The 23,482-nt window shown below is 37.5% G+C and carries 18 protein-coding genes, 1 tRNA gene and 4 pseudogenes; 17 read left to right on the forward strand and 6 right to left on the reverse strand.

Going from position 1 to position 23,482, the window contains the following annotated elements; translation table 11 throughout:
• Window positions 1–38 precede the first annotated feature (38 nt).
• The 8 genes and pseudogenes from CBI42_RS02000 (at window position 39) to CBI42_RS02030 (ending at window position 7,675) form a co-directional block, all read left to right on the forward strand.
• A complete protein-coding gene (locus CBI42_RS02000; RefSeq protein ID WP_078238407.1) occupies window positions 39–1,025 on the forward strand; it encodes a GMP reductase in 987 nt (328 codons plus the stop codon).
• A 66-nt stretch (window positions 1,026–1,091) separates the two neighbouring features.
• A tRNA-Arg gene (locus CBI42_RS02005) sits at window positions 1,092–1,163 on the forward strand.
• 183 nt (window positions 1,164–1,346) lie between these two features.
• Window positions 1,347–2,045: a ribonuclease III gene (rnc, locus tag CBI42_RS02010; RefSeq protein ID WP_094753117.1), complete on the forward strand. Its 699-nt coding sequence runs from the start codon at window positions 1,347–1,349 to the stop codon at window positions 2,043–2,045.
• Window positions 2,036–5,575, forward strand: a complete 3,540-nt coding sequence (smc, locus tag CBI42_RS02015) for a chromosome segregation protein SMC (RefSeq protein WP_094753118.1) — start codon at window positions 2,036–2,038, stop codon at window positions 5,573–5,575. Before rnc ends, smc begins: the two co-directional genes overlap by 10 nt.
• Before the next feature lie 142 nt (window positions 5,576–5,717).
• The gene (locus CBI42_RS02020) at window positions 5,718–6,644 is read left to right on the forward strand and encodes a bifunctional riboflavin kinase/FAD synthetase (RefSeq protein WP_070843014.1); all 927 of its coding nucleotides are present in this window, start codon (window positions 5,718–5,720) and stop codon (window positions 6,642–6,644) included.
• Window positions 6,645–6,907: 263 nt separating this feature from the next.
• Window positions 6,908–6,979 (forward strand): annotated as a pseudogene (locus CBI42_RS13520) (type I restriction endonuclease); the annotation flags it as partial.
• 82 nt (window positions 6,980–7,061) lie between these two features.
• The gene (locus CBI42_RS02025) at window positions 7,062–7,265 is read left to right on the forward strand and encodes an AbrB family transcriptional regulator (RefSeq protein WP_070843015.1); all 204 of its coding nucleotides are present in this window, start codon (window positions 7,062–7,064) and stop codon (window positions 7,263–7,265) included.
• 23 nt (window positions 7,266–7,288) lie between these two features.
• A pseudogene (locus CBI42_RS02030) lies at window positions 7,289–7,675 on the forward strand (type II toxin-antitoxin system death-on-curing family toxin).
• An 89-nt stretch (window positions 7,676–7,764) separates the two neighbouring features.
• Here CBI42_RS02030 and CBI42_RS02035 read toward each other — a convergent pair.
• The 3 genes from CBI42_RS02035 to CBI42_RS13195 are packed head-to-tail and all read right to left on the reverse strand — an operon-like array spanning window position 7,765 to window position 9,614.
• Window positions 7,765–8,580 (reverse strand): TIGR03943 family putative permease subunit, encoded by an 816-nt coding sequence (locus tag CBI42_RS02035; protein ID WP_049491739.1) that lies wholly within the window; start codon window positions 8,578–8,580, stop codon window positions 7,765–7,767.
• Window positions 8,577–9,482, reverse strand: coding sequence for a permease (locus tag CBI42_RS02040; RefSeq protein ID WP_094753119.1), 906 nt, complete (start codon window positions 9,480–9,482; stop codon window positions 8,577–8,579). The genes CBI42_RS02035 and CBI42_RS02040 overlap by 4 nt, the downstream gene beginning before the upstream one ends.
• Window positions 9,483–9,614: an SPJ_0845 family protein gene (locus CBI42_RS13195; RefSeq protein ID WP_004234728.1), complete on the reverse strand. Its 132-nt coding sequence runs from the start codon at window positions 9,612–9,614 to the stop codon at window positions 9,483–9,485. It abuts the gene before it with no gap.
• Window positions 9,615–9,769: 155 nt separating this feature from the next.
• Here CBI42_RS13195 and CBI42_RS02050 point away from each other — a divergent pair, with 155 nt between their 5' ends.
• The 4 genes from CBI42_RS02050 (at window position 9,770) to CBI42_RS02065 (ending at window position 13,528) form a co-directional block, all read left to right on the forward strand.
• Window positions 9,770–10,150: a hypothetical protein gene (locus CBI42_RS02050; RefSeq protein ID WP_094753120.1), complete on the forward strand. Its 381-nt coding sequence runs from the start codon at window positions 9,770–9,772 to the stop codon at window positions 10,148–10,150.
• A 481-nt stretch (window positions 10,151–10,631) separates the two neighbouring features.
• Window positions 10,632–12,761, forward strand: coding sequence for a Tex family protein (locus CBI42_RS02055; RefSeq protein WP_094753132.1), 2,130 nt, complete (start codon window positions 10,632–10,634; stop codon window positions 12,759–12,761).
• Complete coding sequence (locus tag CBI42_RS02060) at window positions 12,748–13,197, forward strand: SprT family protein (protein WP_094753121.1); 450 nt, start codon at window positions 12,748–12,750, stop codon at window positions 13,195–13,197. Before CBI42_RS02055 ends, CBI42_RS02060 begins: the two co-directional genes overlap by 14 nt.
• A gap of 58 nt (window positions 13,198–13,255) precedes the next feature.
• On the forward strand, window positions 13,256–13,528 hold the full coding sequence (locus CBI42_RS02065) for a PspC domain-containing protein (protein ID WP_001085044.1): 273 nt from the start codon (window positions 13,256–13,258) through the stop codon (window positions 13,526–13,528).
• A gap of 99 nt (window positions 13,529–13,627) precedes the next feature.
• Here the strand turns inward: CBI42_RS02065 and CBI42_RS02070 are convergent, their stop codons facing one another.
• Both CBI42_RS02070 and CBI42_RS02075 read right to left on the reverse strand, forming a co-directional pair.
• A complete protein-coding gene (locus tag CBI42_RS02070; protein ID WP_094753122.1) occupies window positions 13,628–14,278 on the reverse strand; it encodes an ABC transporter ATP-binding protein in 651 nt (216 codons plus the stop codon).
• A 1-nt stretch (window position 14,279) separates the two neighbouring features.
• Window positions 14,280–16,274, reverse strand: coding sequence for a DUF1430 domain-containing protein (locus tag CBI42_RS02075; protein WP_094753123.1), 1,995 nt, complete (start codon window positions 16,272–16,274; stop codon window positions 14,280–14,282).
• 444 nt (window positions 16,275–16,718) lie between these two features.
• On the opposite strand from CBI42_RS02075, the gene CBI42_RS02080 reads away from it, so the two are divergent.
• Together CBI42_RS02080 and CBI42_RS02085 are read left to right on the forward strand one after the other, a co-directional pair.
• Window positions 16,719–17,477, forward strand: coding sequence for an ABC transporter ATP-binding protein (locus tag CBI42_RS02080; RefSeq protein WP_000173372.1), 759 nt, complete (start codon window positions 16,719–16,721; stop codon window positions 17,475–17,477).
• Window position 17,478: 1 nt separating this feature from the next.
• The gene (locus tag CBI42_RS02085) at window positions 17,479–19,467 is read left to right on the forward strand and encodes an ABC transporter permease (RefSeq protein WP_094753124.1); all 1,989 of its coding nucleotides are present in this window, start codon (window positions 17,479–17,481) and stop codon (window positions 19,465–19,467) included.
• Between the two features lie 193 nt (window positions 19,468–19,660).
• Here CBI42_RS02085 and CBI42_RS02095 read toward each other — a convergent pair whose 3' ends face one another.
• Window positions 19,661–20,356 carry a VIT1/CCC1 transporter family protein gene (locus CBI42_RS02095; protein WP_094753126.1) on the reverse strand — a complete coding sequence of 232 codons (696 nt, stop codon included), beginning with the start codon at window positions 20,354–20,356 and terminating at the stop codon, window positions 19,661–19,663.
• A 98-nt stretch (window positions 20,357–20,454) separates the two neighbouring features.
• Between CBI42_RS02095 and CBI42_RS12585 the strand changes: the two are divergent.
• The 3 genes and pseudogenes from CBI42_RS12585 to CBI42_RS12590 form a co-directional block, all read left to right on the forward strand.
• A pseudogene (locus CBI42_RS12585) lies at window positions 20,455–20,568 on the forward strand (recombinase family protein); the annotation flags it as partial.
• Window positions 20,569–20,946: 378 nt separating this feature from the next.
• Entirely contained in the window at window positions 20,947–22,353 is a 1,407-nt protein-coding gene (locus CBI42_RS02100; RefSeq protein WP_094753127.1) for a hypothetical protein, read from the forward strand.
• 888 nt (window positions 22,354–23,241) lie between these two features.
• Window positions 23,242–23,403 (forward strand): annotated as a pseudogene (locus tag CBI42_RS12590) (hypothetical protein); the annotation flags it as partial.
• Between the last annotated feature and the right edge of the window lie 79 nt (window positions 23,404–23,482).

Here is a 23,482-nt window from a genome sequence, read left to right on the forward strand (position 1 = left end):
GCATAGGTAGGTCATTACAAAAGAAACGAGACATCGATATGTTAAATGAATTTCCAATTTTTGATTACGAAGATATTCAATTGATTCCAAATAAATGTGTGATTAAAAGCCGTGCAGAAGCAGATACAAGTGTCACTCTAGGAAATCACACCTTCAAACTACCTGTTGTACCTGCAAATATGCAGACGATTTTGGATGAAAATGTAGCAGAGCAACTAGCTAAAGGTGGTTACTTCTACATTATGCACCGTTTTGATGAAGCAGGACGTATTCCTTTTATCAAACGCATGCACGATCAAGGGCTCATTGCTTCTATCTCTGTCGGTGTTAAGGACTATGAGTATGATTTCGTTAGCCAGCTCAAGTCTGATGCTCCAGAATACATCACGATTGACATTGCTCATGGTCATGCAGATAGCGTGATTTCTATGATTCAACACATCAAGAAAGAATTGCCGGATACTTTTGTTATTGCTGGAAATGTGGGAACACCAGAAGCTGTGCGTGAATTGGAGAATGCTGGTGCGGATGCTACTAAGGTTGGAATCGGTCCTGGTAAGGTTTGTATCACCAAGGTCAAGACTGGTTTTGGTACAGGTGGTTGGCAGTTGGCTGCCCTTCGTTGGTGTGCCAAGGCTGCCCGTAAACCGATTATTGCTGATGGAGGGATTCGTACTCACGGCGATATTGCCAAGTCTATCCGTTTCGGTGCCAGCATGGTTATGATTGGTTCCCTCTTTGCAGGACACATCGAAAGTCCAGGGAAAACGATTGAAGTCGATGGTGAACAGTTCAAAGAGTACTACGGTTCAGCCTCACAATATCAAAAAGGTGCTTATAAAAATGTGGAAGGCAAACGCATCTTGCTTCCTGCCAAAGGTCATCTGCAAGACACTTTAACTGAGATGGAACAAGACCTTCAAAGTGCTATTTCTTATGCAGGTGGACGTCAGGTTGCTGACCTTAAACACGTTGATTATGTGATCGTGAAAAATTCCATCTGGAATGGGGATGCTTCCCACTAAGACGGGCTATCTGACCAGAAAAAAACTTGTTATTAGAACAGATTTTTGTTATAATAAAACAAGTTTCCACCCTTAGTGTAATGGATATCACGTAAGATTCCGGTTCTTGAGATGGGGGTTCGATTCCCTCAGGGTGGATGTAAACATCCTAAAAAAGCCTTTAATAGGGCTTTTTTCTTTACACAGCCCTAAATTGGCCCTTAAAACTGAAAATCTCTTTTTAAAGAATGCCCAAATGCTTTCCAGTCCCATTTTAAAGTGACTCAGGGGGCTTTTTTTGATATAATAAAAAGGACTGTTATCAGTTAGAAAGAGGTTGGTATGAAAGAATTACAAACTGTACTAAAGAACCATTTTGCAATCGAATTTGCAGACAAAAATTTACTGGAAACTGCCTTTACTCATACGAGTTATGCCAATGAGCACCGCCTCTTAAAAATTTCACACAATGAACGCTTGGAATTTTTAGGAGACGCTGTTCTACAGTTATTGATTTCAGAATATCTGTATAAAAAATATCCTAAAAAGCCTGAGGGTGATTTGTCTAAACTCCGTGCCATGATTGTCCGTGAGGAGAGCTTGGCTGGTTTTGCACGTGATTGCCAGTTTGACCAGTTTATCAAGCTGGGTAAGGGGGAAGAAAAATCTGGTGGTCGCAATCGTGATACCATTCTTGGTGATGCCTTTGAAGCCTTTCTCGGTGCCCTCCTTTTGGACAAGGATGTGGCCAAGGTCAAGGAATTTATCTATCAAGTCATGATTCCTAAGGTTGAAGCAGGCGAATTTGAGATGATTACAGACTACAAAACCCATCTCCAAGAGTTGCTTCAGGTTAATGGGGATGTGGCTATTCGTTATCAGGTGATTTCTGAAATGGGTCCTGCCCACGATAAGGTCTTTGATGTAGAAGTTCTTGTCGAAGGTAAGAGCATTGGTCAAGGTCAAGGTCGTTCTAAGAAACTAGCAGAGCAGGAAGCTGCCAAAAATGCCGTTGAGAAAGGGCTGGATTCATGTATTTAAAGGAAATCGAAATTCAGGGATTCAAGTCTTTTGCTGACAAGACTAAGGTCGTTTTTGACCAAGGAGTGACGGCAGTTGTTGGTCCCAATGGATCTGGAAAGTCGAATATTACAGAAAGTCTGCGTTGGGCCTTGGGGGAGTCAAGTGTTAAGAGTCTCCGTGGCGGCAAGATGCCGGATGTCATTTTTGCTGGAACTGAAAGTCGCAAACCGCTCAATTATGCTTCTGTAGTTGTGACTCTGGATAATAATGATGGATTTATCAAGGACGCAGGTCAAGAAATCAGGGTGGAACGCCATATCTATCGTAGTGGAGATAGCGAATATAAGATTGACGGCAAGAAAGTCCGTCTGCGTGATATTCATGATCTTTTCTTGGATACAGGTTTGGGACGAGATTCCTTCTCTATCATTTCCCAAGGGAAGGTTGAGGAGATTTTCAACTCCAAGCCTGAAGAACGCAGAGCTATTTTTGAAGAAGCTGCAGGAGTTTTAAAATACAAGACTCGTCGAAAAGAAACTGAGAGTAAACTACAACAAACTCAGGATAATTTAGACCGCTTAGAGGACATTATCTACGAGTTGGATAATCAAATCAAGCCTCTTGAGAAGCAAGCTGAAAATGCTCGTAAATTTCTAGACTTGGAAGGACAACGCAAGGCTATTTATTTAGACGTTCTGGTTGCTCAAATCAATGAAAATAAAGCTGAACTAGACTCGACAGAAGAAGAGTTAGCTCAGGTTCAGGAACTCTTGATGAGCTATTACCAAAAGCGTGAAAAATTAGAAGAAGAAAATCAAACTCTTAAAAAGCAACGCCAAGATTTACAGGCTGAAATGGCCAAAGACCAAGTCAGTTTGATGGATTTGACCAGTCTGATTAGTGATTTAGAGAGAAAATTAGCCCTATCGAAACTGGAATCTGAGCAAGTAGCTCTGAATCAACAGGAAGCACAAGCTCGTTTGGCTGCTTTGGAGGATAAGAGAAATTCACTCAGCAAAGAAAAATCTGATAAGGAAAGCTCTTTAGCTCTCTTAGAAGAAAATCTAGTCCAAAATAATCAAAAACTTAATCGTTTAGAAGCTGAGTTGCTGGCTTTTTCAGATGATCCTGATCAGATGATTGAGCTATTACGTGAACGCTTTGTGGCGCTTTTACAAGAAGAAGCGGATGTCTCAAACCAACTGACTCGCATCGAGAATGAGTTGGAAAATAGTCGTCAGCTTTCTCAAAAACAAGCAGATCAATTAGAAAAGCTGAAAGAACAGTTGGCTACAGCTAAAGAGAAGGCTAGTCAGCAAAAGGCGGATCTTGAAACTGCCAAGGAGCAAGTTCAAAAATTATTGGCTGACTATCAAGCTATTGCCAAGGAGCAAGAGGAGCAGAAATCTTCCTATCAAGCTCAACAAAGTCAACTATTTGACCGTCTGGATAATCTCAAAAACAAGCAGGCCAGAGCTCAGAGTTTGGAAAATATTCTGAGAAATCATAGTAACTTTTATGCAGGTGTTAAGAGTGTTCTCCAAGAAAAAGCTCGCCTTGGTGGGATTATTGGTGCAGTCAGTGAGCACTTGACCTTTGATGTGCATTATCAAACTGCTCTGGAAATCGCACTGGGAGCGAGCGGTCAGCATATCATCGTAGAAGATGAACATGCAGCAACTAGAGCAATTGATTTTCTCAAACGAACTAGAGCTGGTCGTGCGACCTTCCTTCCTTTGACCACTATTAAGGCGCGTACGATTTCTAGTCAGAACCAAGATGCTATTGCTACAAGTCCAGGATTTCTGGGTATGGCTGATGAGCTGGTGACATTCGATACTAGACTGGAAGCCATTTTCAAGAATTTGCTAGCTACGACGGCTATCTTTGATACCGTAGAACAGGCTCGTGCGGCTGCTCGCCAGGTTCGTTACCAGGTCCGTATGGTGACATTGGATGGGACAGAGCTGCGCACAGGTGGTTCCTATGCAGGTGGAGCCAACCGCCAGAATAACAGTATTTTTATCAAGCCAGAACTGGAGCAATTACAAAAAGAAATTGCTGAAGAAGAAGCAAGTCTTCGTTCAGAAGAAGCATCTTTGAAGACCTTGCAAGACCAGATGGCTAGATTGACCGAATCATTAGAAGCCATCAAATCTCAAGGAGAGCAGGCACGTATTCAGGAACAGGGCTTGTCCCTCGCTTATCAGCAAACCAGTCAGCAAGTTGAAGAACTGGAAACTCTTTGGAAACTCCAAGAAGAGGAATTAAATCGTCTTTCTGAGGGAGATTGGCAAGCAGACAAGGAAAAATGCCAAGAGCGTCTTGCTACAATCGCAAGTGACAAGCAAAATCTGGAAGCTGAGATTGAAGAGATTAAGTCTAATAAAAACGCCATCCAAGAACGCTATCAAAACTTGCAGGAAGAGGTAGCGCAAGCTCGCTTGCTTAAGACAGAACTGCAAGGACAAAAACGTTATGAAGTAGCTGATATTGAACGTCTAGGCAAGGAATTAGACAATTTAGATATCGAACAAGAGGAAATCCAGCGCCTTCTCCAAGAAAAAGTTGACAATCTTGAGAAAGTTGATACGGATTTGCTCAGTCAACAGGCTGATGAAGCCAAAGTTCAGAAAACAAATCTCCAACAAGGTTTGATTCGCAAGCAGTTTGAGTTGGATGATATTGAAGGTCAACTGGATGATATTGCTAGTCATTTGGATCAGGCTCGCCAGCAGAATGAAGAGTGGATTCGTAAGCAAACTCGTGCTGAAGCCAAGAAAGAAAAGGTCAGCGAGCGCTTGCGCTATCTACAGAGTCAGCTAACAGACCAGTATCAGATTAGCTATACAGAAGCTTTAGAAAAGTCTCATGAGTTGGAGAATCTCAATCTGGCAGAGCAAGAGGTTAAAGATTTAGAGAAGGCTATTCGATCACTGGGTCCTGTCAACTTAGAAGCTATTGAACAGTACGAAGAAGTTCACAACCGTCTGGATTTCCTAAATAGCCAGCGAGATGATATTTTATCAGCGAAAAATCTACTCCTAGAGACTATCACAGAGATGAATGATGAGGTTAAGGAACGCTTTAAATCAACCTTTGAGGCCATTCGTGAGTCCTTTAAAGTGACCTTCAAGCAGATGTTTGGCGGAGGTCAGGCTGACCTGATTTTGACTGAAGGAGACCTTCTGACAGCTGGGGTTGAGATTTCTGTTCAACCACCAGGTAAGAAAATCCAATCACTCAACCTCATGAGTGGTGGTGAAAAAGCTCTATCGGCTCTTGCTTTGCTTTTCTCCATTATCCGTGTCAAGACTATTCCGTTTGTCATCTTGGATGAGGTAGAGGCTGCGCTTGACGAAGCCAATGTTAAACGTTTTGGGGATTACCTCAACCGCTTTGACAAGGACAGCCAGTTTATCGTCGTAACCCACCGTAAGGGAACCATGGCAGCGGCTGATTCCATCTATGGAGTGACTATGCAAGAATCAGGTGTCTCAAAAATTGTTTCGGTGAAGTTAAAAGATTTGGAAGAAACAGTAGACTAGTTACCAAACGATAGCATCTCTTAGGGATGCTATTTTTTAAAACTAACATCTTGAATGATTTTTTAAGGTCAGTTCAGGAGTAAAAGACGACATTTGGGATTTCCTTTTAGCGAAAAGGCTTTCTCTATGATATAATAGTTTCATGATTACAACAGTACCTATAAAAAATGAAAAAGACATCGCAGTACCTGATAAAACAGTTCTTGTATTAGGCTATTTTGACGGTATTCATAAGGGACATCAGAAGCTTTTTGAAGTAGCTAGCAAGGCTTCTATGAAAGAATATCTACCAGTTGTCGTGATGACCTTTACAGAGTCGCCTAAGCTCGCATTACAGCCTTACAAGCCAGAATTAATGCTTCATATTGTCAGCCATGAAGAACGGGAACATAAGATGAAATGGCATGGAGTAGAGGCTCTTTTCTTACTTGACTTTAGTAGTAAATTTGCTAGTTTAACGGGTCAAGAGTTCTTTGATACCTATGTTAGAGCATTAAAACCAGCGATTATCGTAGCGGGATTTGATTACACGTTTGGTTCTGATAAGAAAACTGCGGATGATTTGAAGGATTATTTTGATGGAGAAATCATCATTGTTCCTCCTGTTGAGGATGAAAAGGGGAAAATTAGTTCTACTCGTATTCGTCAAGCTATTCTGGATGGAGATGTCAGAGAAGCTGCTCATTTACTTGGCACCCCTCTACCATCACGTGGAATGGTTGTTCATGGGAATGCTCGTGGACGTACGATCGGTTATCCAACAGCAAACTTAGTTTTAAGAGATCGAACCTATATGCCAGCAGATGGTGTTTACGTAGTCGATATCGAAGTGCAGCGTAAAAGATATCGTGGAATGGCGAGTGTCGGGAAAAATGTTACTTTCGATGGAGAAGAGCCACGTTTTGAAGTCAATATTTTTGATTTTTCAGATGACATTTACGGTGAAACAGTTATTGTTTACTGGCTAGACCGTGTCCGTGAAATGGTCAAATTTGACTCTGTTGAAGAACTGGTAGATCAACTCCAGAAAGATGAAGAAATTGCTTGGAATTGGAAGGATGGAGAGTAGGATGTTTAAAAAGTGAACCATATTTTGTGTTTGCTTTTTTTATTTTTGGAAGAAATTCTTACAGATATAAACCTAATTGAAGCTTTGTTCGAAATCTGTTAAAATAGGGATATTAATAACTTTAAAAAATAAAGAAAAGAGATTATATGATTACAGGTGAATTAAAAAATAAAATTGATCAGTTGTGGGAAATGCTTTGGACTGAAGGTAACGCAAATCCACTAACAAATATTTAATATATGACATAAAGAGAAAAATCATAATTGACAATTCAAAAATCTCTGGAAGAATTGGAAACCTTGAAAAAATCACTTATGCAGAAGTATTTTGGTTAAGATTTGAGATGAGATAGCAGTTTTACACTATCATTGTAATTACCGTACTTATTTGTTACAATACTTCAAAGGAGGAAATCATATGGCAGTAAAAACAAGAAAACAAGGAAATTCAATTACCATTACGATTCCCAGTGAATTCAATATTCCAAGTGACGAAATTATCTTTATTCCTGAAGAGTCTGGACATCAGATTTCTTATGTTTCTGATGATGCCTTTGATTTAAAACTGGATACAATTTTTGATGAATACGATGAAGTTTTCAAAGCTTTGGTGGAAAAATGACAGTATATTTAACGGAAGAGTAAATTGAAAAAATCAATGCTTTAGTAATTCAACGGTATTCTCCAAATAAGCAAATTCAAACAGTTAGTCCTTCAGCGTTAAATATGATTGTGAACTTACCAGAATAATTTGGTTTTAGTAAACCTTTTTATCCAACAATTTTTGATAACGCAACAATATTATTTGTCCGATTGATAAAGAAGTATGTTTTTGCCAATGCCAATAAGCGAACAGCCTTTTATGTTTTGGTTCAATTTTTACAATTAAATGGTTATCACTTTTCTTTTTCTGCGGAAGAAGCTGCTGATATGTGTGTGACTATAGTGGTAGGAGCTTTAACTGATGAAAAAATGATAAGCTATTCTAAATGGGTTTCTCAACATTTTATTAGAGAAAAAATTAAAAAATAAGCTAGTATGTTGGATTGAAATGAGCATAAGAAAAAATGAAGAGACAATATTAGAATTCTGTAATGCAGAAACTCTGATATTGTCTCTTTTTAAAACACGCGATACACATAGGGATTCTCTGGTTTATCGACTTTGGTAAAGCTGTCAATTTCCAATGTTGGGAGGTTTTGTTTGAGTTCTTTATGATAGTGATTGACCAGTTTTCCTTTGGCTGTTATCCAAGTGTTATTCTCATACTGACGGGTATTTCCCTTGGTTAGCAATCCATAGACACCAGAATCCGCGATACAATGGATAATGCCGAAGCGGAACAGAAATTGGCTATTGGCATGACTAGGGTCATTATAGACAAAGCCTGTGAACTGGACTGTCTTACCCTCAAACTCATCTGGATAGTCGTAGATAGCCTCCATGACTTCCATATAGTTTTCATTAGTGATCTGAATACTATCTTGGGACAAGTATTTATCCGCCGCAGTTCGCATTTCCTTTTCATAAGCTGATTTTGAAAAATAAGAACTGGTATCTGGTTTCAAATATTGGCTTGTCGTTCCTTCACTTGTCTGAATGGCTTGATCCGTGCCTTCTGATAAGGGGAAGTGATAGCCTTTGGCAGAAACGGTCTGAGAATCCAAGCTAACAGTTGGAAAAGTTAAACCGACGACAAGTGGAATAGCCAGAAGAGCAACACTAGTAACCTTCGACAATCGGCTGTTCAGATGACTGTGGGTTTTGACTTGCTTCATCCAGATATACAGTTGAACAATTGCCAAAATAAAGGAAAGCACCATGGAAATATAGGCCAGATAGGAATAGTGCATGTTGATGTACTGGTTTAATTTGCCCGACAAATGGAGATAAATGGTCAGTTCAAAATAGCCAGCTAAAACTAAAAATCGAATCATAGGATGACTCCAATCAAGAGAGAATAGACTAAAACGACCAGAGTCACAATCGTAATGAAGTGACTGATAAAGCGTGCTTTCAAGTAATTTTTCATCATGAGAATATTTTTGATATCCAGCATTGGGCTAATAACGAGAAAGGCTAGAACCGGTGCCAAACCGAAACTCGAGAGAAGAGAAGCACCGATAAAGGCATCCGCCTCACTACAGAGCGAAAGAAGAAAGGCCAAAAGCATCAAGAGCAAGATGGCAAAAAGAGGGGTCGCACTGATAGAAGTCAGAATCCGAGTCGGAACGTAGACCTGTATAACAGAGGCAAAGAGACAGCCGAATACCAAGTAACGTCCCGTATCAAAAAATTCATCAATGGCCTGCACAAAGACCTGAAAAACTTTTTTTGCAGGGTTCAAGTGAGAAAAATCGTGCTTATGACAGGTCAAACGGTTTTCTTTTTGAATGGGTTCTTGCCAGAAAAATCCTAGAAAAATCCCAAGTATCACAGCCACAACAATGGATCCCAGAGCCCGTAACAGGGCGACGTGGAAGGAGTTGCCAAAGGCAGAATAGGTCGCAAAGAGGACAATAGGATTAATAACAGGTGCTGTTACGAGAAAGGGAACAGCCGTGTAACTGGGGACCTTCTTTTCCAGAAAACGATTGATAATGGGGACGATTCCACATTCACAAGAAGGGAAAAGTATCCCAACGAAGGTCCCAAAAAAGATTCTCCCCCAACGATTGCGAGGGAGAAAATGATAAACTTTTTCAGGTGTGATATAAACCTCAATCAGTCCTGAAACAATACTTCCTATCAGAACGAAGGGTAGGGCTTCAATGATTATAGAGAGAAAAATAGCCCCAGTCTGAAGCACACTAGATGGGAGTTGTTGGAAAGCAGTCATCTAGTTTTTCTTTTCTGCTTTGGCTTTTTTCTCTTTGTCATCAGGGAAAGTGACTTGTTTCAAATCAGGGAGTTTCGCAAACTCTTCAAACATCTTGTCCAAGTCGTCCGTTTTTGTAAATTTTACAGCCATAGGTGTACCTCGATTCTAAATTCTACCTCTATTATACTATTATTTTGAGGAAAAGGGAAAAGTTAAAATTGAGGATCTAACGAATAATAGAGCGTGATATATCCTAATATACACTATGATTGTGATATAATAATTGTGGAATAACGGAGGAAATGATGGAACATAAAAAGATCGGTCAGGTGACTGACGAAGTAAAAGAAATTTTTAATATTGTTCTTGAAGCTAGTGATATCAAAGTTAACAAAGAAGGTTTAAGAAGTCATATGTTGAAACGGAATCATAATGATGTGATTCATCATATTGAAGACCTGGAACTTATACTAAGTAATCCAGATTTCGTTGGGGTCAATCCACGAGAGAAAGATGCTAGTTTTGAATATGTTAAAAGATTTGATGATAATGTTCTTGTTGCCATCAAGTTACATAAAAGTGGAGATTTCTTTTATGTTCCGACCATGTATCGCTTACAAGATTTCAAGTTACAAAGTCGTATCAAGTCTGGTAGATTGAGAAAACTTGACAAAAAAAGTAGATAGTGCTAGAATAACATTAACGAAAGACATTTGAGGGCAGAAAGGTTCCTGCCGCACCTTGAAAAAGGTATCCGAGATGCTGGGTACACCGACCAGCCAAGTGTCCGTTATTTCAAAGGAGGGGCTTAAATGCTCCTTTTTTGTTTAAAAATTTCAAAAAAGATTATCCCCTCCGCAGGCTCAGGCTTGCGATTTTTTTATTTCTCAAAAACACGCATTTTGGACGATTAGAAACAGAAATTACAATCCTATTGTTCAAAAAAGGGTTTTCTTGAAGAATAGAGAGGGAGAATAGTGGCGCATTATTGTCAAAAATAAAAACAGTGAAAATTTAATCACTAATCCTTTTGTAATCTAGTAGAATTTTAAATTGAAACCTTCTCAATAAATAGAATATTGAAGTGAAGCAAATTTATTCACCAACTTATGTTTTAAAATTGTAAGAGATAATTTGAATAATATTAGCTTGTGGTATAATAGATTTATGGATAAAAAATATGAAAAAATCTCCCAAGATTTGGGAGTGACTTTAAAGCAAATTGATACTGTCCTAAGTTTGACAGCTGAAGGGGCGACTATTCCCTTTATTGCACGTTATCGCAAGGACATGACTGGTAGTCTGGATGAGGTGGCGATTAAGGCCATTATTGACTTGGATAAAAGTCTGACCAATCTCAACGACCGTAAGGAAGCTGTTTTAGCTAAGATTCAAGAACAAGGCAAGTTAACCAAGGAATTGGAAGAAGCTATCTTGGCTGCCGAAAAATTAGCAGACGTTGAAGAGCTTTATCTTCCATACAAGGAAAAGCGTCGGACCAAGGCAACTATTGCCCGTGAAGCTGGACTCTTCCCACTTGCTCGCTTGATTTTGCAGAATGTAGCTGGCTTAGAGAGGGAAGCTGAAAAGTTCGTCTGTGAAGGATTTGCGACTGGTAAGGAGGCCTTGGCTGGTGCAGTTGATATCTTGATCGAAGCCTTATCGGAAGATGTGGCCTTGCGTTCCATGACTTATCAGGAAGTTCTGAGACACTCTAAACTCACTTCTCAAGTCAAGGATGAAAGTCTTGATGAAAAGCAGGTTTTTCAGATTTATTATGATTTTTCTGAGACGGTTGGAAATATGCAGGGTTATCGTACCTTGGCCCTCAATCGTGGGGAGAAACTTGGTGTCTTGAAGGTCGGTTTTGAACATGCGACAGACCGTATTCTTGCCTTCTTTGCTGCTCGTTTTAAGGTAAAAAATGCCTACATAGATGAGGTAGTTCAGCAATCTGTTAAGAAAAAAGTCTTGCCTGCTATCGAGCGTCGTATTCGGACAGAACTAACTGAGAAAGCAGAAGAAGGAGCTATCCAACTCTTTTCTGACAACCTACGCAATCTCCTCTTGGTTGCTCCACTGAAAGGGCGCGTGGTTCTAGGATTTGACCCTGCCTTTCGTACAGGTGCCAAGCTAGCTGTCGTGGATACAACAGGAAAAATGCTGATAACTCATGTCATCTATCCTGTTAAACCAGCCTCTGCTCGTCAGATTGAAGAAGCCAAGAAAGACTTAGCCGACCTGATTGGTCAGTACAGGGTGGAAATTATTGCTATCGGAAATGGAACTGCCAGTCGGGAAAGTGAAGCCTTTGTGGCGGAAGTTCTTAAAGATTTTTCTGAGGTTAGTTATGTTATCGTCAATGAAAGTGGTGCTTCTGTCTATTCTGCCAGTGAACTTGCTCGTCAGGAGTTTCCAGACTTGACCGTTGAAAAACGCTCTGCCATTTCTATCGCCCGTCGTTTGCAAGATCCTCTTGCGGAATTGGTCAAAATCGATCCTAAGTCAATTGGTGTCGGTCAATACCAACATGATGTCAGCCAGAAGAAATTGTCTGAAAGTCTGGATTTTGTCGTGGATACCGTGGTGAACCAAGTCGGTGTTAATATTAATACGGCCAGCCCAGCTCTTCTTTCACACGTAGCTGGACTCAATAAAACCATTTCTGAAAATATCGTCAAATACCGTGAGGAAGAGGGAAAAATCACTTCACGCGCCCAAATCAAGAAAGTTCCTCGTCTGGGTGCTAAGGCTTTTGAACAGGCAGCTGGTTTCCTTCGTATCCCTGAAAGTAGCAACATCCTTGATAATACAGGAGTTCACCCAGAAAATTACGTTGCCGTTAAGGAACTCTTCAAACGTTTAGATATTAAAGACCTAAACGAAGAAGCCCAAGGCAAACTCAAGTCGCTTTCAGTCAAGGAAATGGCGCAAGAGCTAGACCTTGGACCAGAAACTCTTAAAGATATCATTGCAGACCTTCTCAAACCAGGTCGAGATTTCCGTGATTCCTTTGATGCACCTGTGCTTCGCCAAGATGTCCTAGATATCAAAGATCTAGTGGTAGGCCAGAAGCTAGAGGGTGTGGTGCGTAATGTAGTTGACTTTGGTGCCTTCGTTGACATTGGAATTCACGAAGACGGCTTGATTCACATTTCCCATATGAGTCGCAAATTTATCAAACATCCTAGCCAAGTAGTGTCAGTCGGAGATTTGGTAACGGTTTGGGTTAAGAAAATCGATACTGAACGTGAAAAAGTCAATCTGTCGCTGCTAGCTCCAAATGAAACTGACTGATTATGTTAAGCAGGTTTCACTAGAAGACTTCGGCAGACCTTTTATCCATCATGCCCAGTGGAATTCTCGTTTACGTTCGACAGGTGGGCGATTTTTCCCAAAAGATGGGCATTTGGATTTTAATCCCAAGGTTTATCAGGAATTAGGGTTAGATATTTTTAGGAAAATTGTCCGACATGAACTCTGTCATTATCACCTCTATTTTCAAGGGAAGGGCTATCAACACAAGGATCGGGATTTTAAGGAACTGTTGAAAGCAGTGGATGGATTACGCTTTGTTCCAACCTTGCCCAATAGCCACTCTAAACCACTCAAGCTTTATCGTTGCCAATCCTGCCAGCAAAGGTATCAGCGCAAGAGAAGGATTGATACTAAACGCTATCGCTGTGGAGTTTGTCGAGGTAAATTGCTACTAGTAAATCAGCCTGAGGACTGATGAAAGCCGAGCCTACCCGTGATATACTATGTCTAACCTAGCAGAAAGAGGAAATATCATGAACAGTAAATTTTATAAAATGAGACGAAATCGCATGATTTCAGGAGTTTTGGCAGGTCTGTCAGACAAGTGGAACTTTGATGTTACTCTTGTTCGTTTTCTGTTTGCCATTTTTACAGTTGCAAACTTTGGACTTGGCGTGATTATCTATATCATCCTAGCTTCTATCATGCCTACCAAGGAAGAAATCGAAGCAGAAATGTACGGAACAGGCCCACGAAAACGCAAAGAAGCCCAAGCCATTGACGATAATGAAGGCTGGTTTTGGTGAGGTAAATAAGGAAATATTTATTATTTGCACTATTTAAAAGAAGTGACATAAATGACTGAAAATCCCTTGTTGCTATTTAGCGACAAGGGATTTTGGTATTTAATTATAATCTGTTTCGTCTTTAGAAAGACGAATTACCTGATCAGCCATTTTCCAAATACTAGGATTGTGAGTTGCGATGATGATTGTTCTATTAGCATTGCGAAGTTCAAGGAGAAGTTCCATAATTTCCTTGGAATTTTTAGGATCTAGTGAGGCGGTTGGTTCATCAGCTAGAATTAAAGGAGGATTTTTTAGGATAATCTTGGCAAGTGCTACGCGTTGAGCTTCACCACCAGATAATTCATAGATTTTTTGGTTGAGACTTAGATAATCCAGTCTTACAGCTTGCAGTGCTTGAAGAAAAAGTCTCTCTTTTTCTTGTTTCTTGTTCTTTTTTTTACCAATCATTCCCAGCTCAAGGTTTTCTCGAATGGTCTGACTTTCTAATAGTCCAAAGTTCTGGAAGAGATAGCCTAGTTCATTACGATAATATTCCTCATTTTTTATTGAAGTCAAAGGATTTCCTTTGTAAAATATTTCCCCTTTGTCGAAAGTTTCTAGTTTTGCTAGCATATTCAGCAAAGTGGTTTTTCCACAACCACTATCTCCTATCAAAGCATACACCATACCACTTTGAAAGTTAAGACTCAAGTCTGAAAAAATGACACGAGAACCAAATTGTTTCCAAATATGTTGTAATTCAATCATACTATCCTCCTTTGATAATACTAGCATAAGTTTTAGTTTCCTTTTTATCACAAATTTTTAATAGAAGAATAGCTAAACTTGAAAAGCTGAGAAATAGAAACAGCGTAATCCATAAATTCTTAGAGATATATAGTGCTATACTACTTCCAATGAAGAGAGCGATTATCTGAGAAATGATATATCTGCTATGTAATTCTAAGAAATAATAGCCAGCTATTTTTTTCAAGAATATGGCTTTGCGAAAGGCTTCAAAATAGAGTAGGTTTAAACTTGTAAAAAGTAAAATTGAAGTCAAGATAGCAAAAATACCACTCGCTAAATTACTATAAATTTCGATTTTAATTTTTTGATTTAACTGGAGGTAGGTCTCTCTAGCAAAGGATAATCTTGAAATCATAGGATCAAGTTGATAGTACTTCAAAAGTTCTTGTGTTTGCTGTAAATCGGTAAAATAGAGATATTCTAGATTCGTAAACCAAAATATAGAAGAATCTTTTCCAAGTGCCTTAGGAGAAACTACGATAAAAATAGGGGTTGACAACCATTGATCATAAGAAATATGGGTAGTATTATAAATGAATACATCTTTTTTTTGATCAGTATAAGTTATACTAACTTCGACTCTATGCTTTGTATCACTACTGTATAATCGATTAGTTAAATCTTCTTGTATGTTTTGTTTTATTTGTTCCTCATTTTTCTTTTGTTCTTGAGGTAGTATTACAAGAACCTGTCCATCGTTTAGATTATTGATTTTTTTAAAGGTTTCTGATGTTAACTCTATACCTTCTTTTTTGAAGTAGTCAGGTGTTACATAGAGAATATTTTTCCCTTCCAAGTCATAGGGATTTTGTTCAGAATCATTATGAGTTGAAAGAGAATGTTTTATAGCTTGAATAGCGAGATTATGTTTGACTAGAAAGGCATTTCCATTTTCTAAAGAATATTGAATAAAGTCAAACCATTTATTGGCATTCATTTTGAGTTCATCTATATTTTTTCTTTGACTTGAACGACCTGTTTGAAGATTAACAATATTGGAGTGTTGTTTCCAAGTAGCTTGTCCAGCCTCATTTTTCATAAATATATGATGATAAATGGACAAGCGCCCAAATCCTACAATAACTAATAAGATAGACAGAGCTTGACCAAAGTAAAGAATACGTAAGATTGACTTAATTGGTAATTTTCCTTTAATGATAGAGATAAGATGAACTCTTTTCAAAGAAATAGTAAAAAGAAAAGCGATGAGAAGACTTAGCAAGAGAAGCAGGCTATTATAAAAAATAAATAGTATTACGAAAAAAGTCTGAATTTCATAAGGATAGCCTAGGTAAATTACTAAAACACTAGCTATTAGGAAAGCAGGCAAGCCGAAAAGAAGGATATCAAGTCCGTCTCTTATGATAGAACGAAAGAAGAGATTTCTGAGATGTTCTCCATTAATCAGTCTTATTCCTGATTGAGAGAGAGATTGAATCTGTCCGATAACAATAAGTGATAAAAAGGTTAATAAAAAAATGAAAAGACTAGTAAGTTGATTGGGTTGGGCAATGAGGGCCAATACGAAGGAGACTCTATTATTTTCAAATGTGTTAACTTTTTCTAGTCCAAGTTGTTTAAGGTGAATAGCTAATTCTTGATTTGTTAGCGATCCACTGATAATATTGTAATTGTTGAGAAGATTACTTTTATTGATACTTTCTTGACTTGCTTGAGGCATCCAGTCTGGAAGTTTTCCATCTCCAAAAACTTCGTAGTAAGTTTGTGATTTTCCATCACTATCTACTTCCCAAATGGTTCTTGCGATAAGACTATTATGTTCTTTAGCAAGACTATTTAATTCTTCTTTAACGGTAGAATAATCTGCTTGACCGCTTAATACTGCTGCACCTGGGAACAGGATTTGTGGAAGAGAGTCTTTCCAAAAGGACAAAGCACCAATCAGAAAGAGTGTCAGAAGAAGATTGCTGATGAAGAGAAATATACGTTTCATAGGAACCTCTTTCTAAAAAAGAGGGAGATCAACCTCCCTCTTCATTGCAGTTATGCGAATTATAGCTTACTACTTTTTAAAATAAGCACTAAAAAACTAAAGTTTTACAAGGTATCGAAGAAAACCCTTTCATAATTATATTTTACTCCTTTTTTAAAAATAAAACAAGTGATGATTGGACTTCGTATAGTAGGTATTTTCAAAAAATTCTCCAATCTTACAAAAATGTAAGATTAAAGTCTCTTTTGTAAGGTTAGGTTATGGCAAGCGGTCTTTTTTTGATGTAAACTAGACTCATAAAGAAAAAAGGAGTAGCATCATGAAACAAATCTTACAGAAGAAAACAAGAAAACCAAGCCACAAAGATATCGAGCGTGTTCAGCTGGGATGCGCTATGATGCAAGCAACATTTCATTTGATGGGATATTAAGAAAGGAGATTCTCATGACACTTTTAGATGTAAAACACGTTCAAAAAATTTATAAAACTCGTTTTCAGGGCAACCAAGTAGAAGCTCTCAAGGATATTCACTTTACCGTCGAAAAGGGTGACTACGTTGCCATCATGGGTGAGTCTGGTTCTGGTAAATCAACTCTTCTCAATATCCTAGCTATGCTGGATAAACCAACTCGTGGTCAGGTTTATCTGAATGGAACTGATACAGCAACCATTAAAAATTCACAGGCTTCTAGCTTCCGTCGTGAAAAGCTGGGCTTTGTCTTCCAAGACTTTAACTTGCTAGATACTCTCTCTGTAAAGGATAATATCTTGCTTCCGCTTGTCTTGTCAAGAAGACCCATTACGGAGATGATGAAGAAATTGGTGGTGACAGCTGAGAATCTAGGTATCAACCAATTGCAAGAGAAGTACCCTTACGAGATTTCTGGTGGTCAGAAACAGCGTGTAGCAGTAGCCCGCGCCATCATCACAGAACCTGAAATTCTCCTTGCGGACGAGCCAACAGGAGCCCTTGATTCCAAGTCATCTGCAGCTCTTCTTGATGTTTTTGATGAAATCAATGAGCGTGGCCAAACCATTCTCATGGTAACCCACTCAACGGCAGCAGCTAGCAGGGCTAAACGTGTACTCTTTATCAAAGACGGCATTCTTTACAATCAAATCTACCGTGGAGAGAAGACAGAGCGTCAGATGTTCCAAGAAATCTCTGATACCTTGACTGTCATGGCAAGCGAGGTGAATTAGTATGTTTCGATTAACCAATAAGTTAGCGGTATCGAACCTGATTAAAAACCGCAAACTCTACTATCCATTTGCACTGGCTGTTCTTTTGGCAGTCACCGTCACTTATCTCTTTTACTCTCTAACCTTCAATCCCAAGATTGCAGAAATCCGTGGAGGTGAAACGATTCAAGCTACACTTGGATTTGGTATGTTTGTCGTTACCCTTGCGTCAGCCATTATCGTCCTCTATGCCAATAGTTTTGTCATGAAAAACCGTTCCAAGGAACTGGGGATTTATGGAATGTTGGGCTTGGAGAAACGTCACCTGATCAGTATGACCTTTAAGGAGTTAGTGCTATTTGGGATTCTAACTGTTGGAGCAGGTATCGGTATTGGAGCTTTGTTTGACAAGTTGATTTTCGCTTTCCTACTCAAACTGATGAAATTAAAGGTAGAACTAGTCGCTACCTTCCAGATGAAAGTTGTCATTACAGTACTTGTTGTCTTCGGTTTGATTTTTCTAGGTCTCATGTTCCTGAATGCCCTTCGAATCGCCCGTATGAATGCCCTTCAGCTCTCTCGTGAGAAAGCAAGCGGTGAGAAAAAAGGTCGTTTCCTACCTCTACAAACTATTCTTGGTTCCATAAGTTTAGGGATTGGCTATTATCTTGCCCTTACAGTAAAAGATCCTCTGACAGCCTTAACAACTTTCTTCCTAGCTGTTTTACTGGTTATCTTTGGTACTTATCTATTGTTTAATGCAGGGATTACAGTCTTCCTACAAATCTTAAAGAAAAACAAGAAATACTATTACCAACCAAATAATCTTATCTCTGTTTCCAACTTGATTTTCCGTATGAAGAAAAATGCGGTTGGACTAGCAACTATTGCAATTTTGTCAACAATGGTTTTGGTGACCATGTCTGCAGCGACTAGTATTTTCAATGCCTCAGAAAGCTTTAAAAAAGTTCTAAATCCTCATGATTTTGGGGTTTCAGGGCAAAATGTTGAAAAAGAAGATTTGGACAAACTCTTGAGCCAGTTTGCAAGTGACAAAGGTTATAATATTAAAGAGAAAGAAGTGCTTCGTTACACTTACTTTGGTGTTGCAAACCAAGAAGGAAATAAGTTAACTATTTTTGAAAAAGGACAAAACCGTGTCCAACCCACAACAGTTTTCATGGTATTTGACCAAAAAGATTATGAAAATATGACTGGTCAAAAACTGTCTCTATCAGGAAATGAGGTCGGACTCTTTGCAAAGAATGAGGGAGTTAAAGAACAGAAAACTCTAACTCTGAACGATCATCAATTTTCTGTCAAAGAAGAATTTACTAAAGATTTCATTGTCAACCATGTCCCAAATCAGTTTAATATTTTGACTGCTGATTACAATTACCTTGTTGTTCCTAATTTGCAAGCATTTTTGGATCAATTCCCAGATTCGGCTATCTATAATCAGTTTTACGGTGGCATGAATGTAAATGCCAGCGAAGAAGAACAACTCAAGGTTGCTGAAGAATATGATAAATACCTCAATCAATTTAATGCTCAATTAAACAAGGAAGGTAGCTATGTTTATGGTAGCAATCTATCAGATGCTAGTGCTCAAATGAGTGCCCTCTTTGGTGGTGTCTTCTTTATCGGTATTTTCCTATCCATTATCTTTATGGTCGGAACCGTTCTGGTCATCTACTACAAACAAATTTCTGAAGGCTACGAAGACCGTGAACGCTTTATTATCTTGCAGAAAGTCGGTTTAGATCAAAAGCAAATCAAGCAAACCATTAACAAACAGGTTTTAACTGTTTTCTTTCTTCCTTTGCTTTTTGCCTTCATACATCTCGCCTTTGCCTACCATATGCTTAGTCTGATTTTAAAAGTGATTGGTGTAATAGATACGAATATGATGTTGATTGTGACCTTGTCTATCTGCGCTATCTTCCTCATCGCCTATGTGCTGATTTTCATGATTACTTCAAGAAGTTATCGCAAGATTGTGCAAATGTAAAAAAGATACCTCGACTTCAAAATCGAGGTATTTCTTGTATTTTATACTCAATGAAAATCAAAAAGCAAACTAGAAAGCTAGCCGCAGGTTGCTCAAAGCACTGCTTTGAGGTTGCAGATAGAACTGACGAAGTCAGTAACCATATATACGGCAAGGCGAAGCTGACGTGGTTTGAAGAGATTTTCGAAGAGTATTAAATGCTGAAAAGTTGTCCGAGTATGAAAGTAACTCCCATGGTTAAAAGACCAATAGCAAGGTTCCGAATCATAGCCGTTTTGGTTGGTGCTTTTCCAAGTTTGGCACTAGTGTAACCAGTGAGAAGAAGGGCCACACCGACGATAAGGACAGTAACAGGGATGCGGTATTCACTTGGGAAAATGGTAATTGAAAGCATGGGTGGTAAGCTACCAAGGAAAAAAGAAATAAAGCTAGAGATAGCAGCGTGCCAAGGATTGGTAAACTCTTCATACTCTATCCCATATTTTTCCTCTACCAAAGCCTTGAGTGGATTATTTAAAAAGGCTTTGTTGGTGAGAAGTTGGGCTGATGTTTCACACTCGCCATTTTGAATATAGGCAGCGTAGAGAGACTTTTTAGCTAGCTCCATGTCTTGGTCTAGCAAGACTTGCTCACGCGCAACGGCTGCTTCCTCGGTATCTTTTTGAGTTGAAACGGATACATATTCTCCACCAGCCATTGAAAAGGCACCAGCTAAGATAGCCGCAAAACCTGATAAAAAAATAATCCAGATATTGCTAGTAGCACTAGCAACCCCGATAACCACACCAGCAATGGAAATAATTCCATCGTTAGCACCAAGAACACCCGCACGCAGGATATTTAACCGACCTGCAAAATTTGAATCGATTTCGTGATTTGTTTCTGACATACTATTCTCCTTTTTATCCAGTATAAAGGAAAAATATAGGGAAATCAATCTTTTAAAAGTATCTGAAAAAAGTTGCACGGTTTTAATGATATAAAAATATTGTTACCTTCTCTAATGGGTCAAACATCAAAGGTAAAAAGGTATGGAGCTATACTACAGTAAAAAGTATGTTGCAAAATGAAAAGTACAAAGGGGATGCCTTACTTCGAAAATGGTCAGGTTATAGAAATATAATCTGGCTTTTTTCTGTGGAGAGTCATATTGGTTTTATGGTATAATAAATAAGATTAGACAGATTGAAGAAATAAAGGGGGATACATAAATCGTTACAAGGTGCAAACCCTAAATGCACTTTGCACACCCCCTAATTCAAAAAAGGAGATAATTGTATGATAAAACTCATTACCACAGAAATGGGGATTAAGTGAATAATACAATAAAAACTCAAAATAGTTAGAAATAAAAGAATTGTAGAGGTAGTATTGAAGTAAGCTAATGTAATTTGATACGTATTGGCTGAAATTAAACCGTTAAAAAGTAGGTAATTGTTAAATAGTTGTTTTAATCGCAAAAAAAGAAAAGGAGTGAACATGGTGATTAATGAATTGATAGCTAGAATAAATCGAGTGTGTAGAAATGATAAGGAAAAAGATATATTATCTTTAACATATATTATTTTGTTAGTATCATATTTTTGTGTGATTGTAGTTCCGCTATTGATTGTTACTTTAGAACCGTTTATCAAATATGGGATTTATCAAACGCCGAGTGTTTATCATTATATTATGAATGGAGGAAATATTCCACAAAAAATAATTAATATTACTTTTGATATCAAAGAATTTATATGGATTTTAAAAATTTCTTTAATTGGACTAATACCTGTAATTTCTAGGATCATTTTTAAGAAAGCTAAGTTTCAGAGTGAATTTATAGTGATGGTATTGTCAATTTCAGGATTGGTATTCGTCAGTAGAGATTACTTAGGTTGGTCGATTATATTTTTAGTGTTTTTATTAATCGTGTATATTATTCCTTTAGGAGAAAGAAAGTATTTTAATTTAATTAATAATGCAAAGTATCTAGAAGAAATAAGAAAAAATTATCTTCATAAAAATCAAGAGTTTTCAAATAGAAAGTTTTATGAAAAATTAGTAGGAAAATTTTTAGTAATAGCAGTGTTGATATTTTTAATAGCAGCACTGTTGAGTTATTATATGAAGATATCATTTATTTTCATGATAATTATTATTAGCTCTTTAACTTGTATTTTATACTTATATAAAGAAACGAAGGATAAAATACTAACAGTATTCAAAAAAGTGATTATTTTTGTGATATTTGTAGTTATATCACTTTATGCCAATAGGATAGTTCCAAGTGAGTTAGATAAAATTTTATTATTAGTAATAACTGTATATTTTTCTTTTGATAGAGTGGTATCTCTAGGAAAAGATATCCAAGATATTATAAAAAAGTATAGCTTGAGATATTATTATGAAGATGAATTTTTATCTGTTAAAGATATAAAGGATGAGTACTTAGAGATGAAGTTTATAAATTCTTTTGAAATAGATGAACATGAACTGATAAAACAAATTATTTTAAGAGATAAAGTATGTTTTTTAGATGAATTAAATCAATTGTGTGAACTCTATACTAGAAAAAAATTTGAAGAATACAGACAGCTTGTGGAGTTTTATTTATACATCATAAATATTAATTCTAAAGAGGAAATTAATTTAAATGATGAAGAAAGAAATCTTAAAAATATTCTTAAAATTCAAAATCAAAAATTATTTCCAATAGAATTATATAAAGAATATGCAACTATTTTATATACTCAGAAAAAATTTGATGAAGCAATTGAATTTTATGAAGAGTTCTTATGGTACCTAAATAAGGATGAACTAAATAACATGTATCAATGCTATAAAGAGCTGGGAAAAGACAAGGAAGCAGGTAAGTTAAAACAACATTATATAAATACTATGTAAATCATGACCACCCATCTATAGCGGGTGGTTTATTTGTCTCGCACCTAACGGAGCGAGACGGACTAATAGTCACATAATCAAAGAAACACTTCACAGAAATTTGTGAAGTGTTCTTCTTAATGTTTGTTTTTTAAACTTTTGCTTATATTTCGATAACATTATGGACTGCCTTTGGACTATTTATGTTTTATACAGCGGTTCGTGATGATATGCGTAATGAAAAAGAACGTAAGGAGAAGAAAAATGATTGAGATAATTTATGGAATCTTTGTGACATTAGTAGGAGTGTATGTTGGAGAAATAGTCATTAGAAGACTAATTGATGTATACATTGAAATAAAAGATAAATTAAGTAAGTAAACGGCAATGGGGATGGAGAGATTCACTCCCTTTATTTGATTGGAGGTAAGAAATGAAAATAGAAAAACTATCACTTGATTTAGAAACTTTTCCAGTATTAATCGAGCAAAGTCAGAAGTGTATCGTTACGCAGAATTTGATAATTTTGATATATTACTATATAGACGTAATCAAAAATATAAAGGAAAAGAAAAATGGGATACTCCATCATTAGGAGACGAACACATTCACAGCTTGAATATTTAAGGCATCAATCAAGTTATCACTAACAAAACAGAGATTATTCAAAATATGGAAAGGTTAGTTAGGATGCTTGAGAATACAGATAATCTAACAGAAACAATCAAAAACTTAGAACTTGAGATGGCAGACATTAGCGAACAAGCATAGAAAATGGTTCAGCGAAATACAAAAGTTATCCAAAACCAAGAAACTTATCAAGCAGAGTATGATGGGCTAGTAGCTAGGTCTGAGAACTTACAAAGTCAGCTCTTTGAGAAATAAAGCACACTTCAACTAAGAAAACAAAGAACAGACGTGAAGATGTTTATAGAATTATTAAGCAAACAAGAACACTTGGTCACAGAGTTTGACGAGAAGATGTTCAACACCTTAGTTGAGAAAATGATTGTATACACAAAAGACAAAATAGAAGTTTACTTCAAAGACAGTCAGATCATAGAAATATAATCTGGCTTTTTTCTGTGGAGAGTCATATTGGTTTTATGGTATAATAAATAAGATTAGACAGATTGAAGAAATAAAGGGG

The organism is Streptococcus sp. KR, from assembly GCF_002238115.1.
In the GTDB taxonomy this organism is placed as follows: domain Bacteria; phylum Bacillota; class Bacilli; order Lactobacillales; family Streptococcaceae; genus Streptococcus.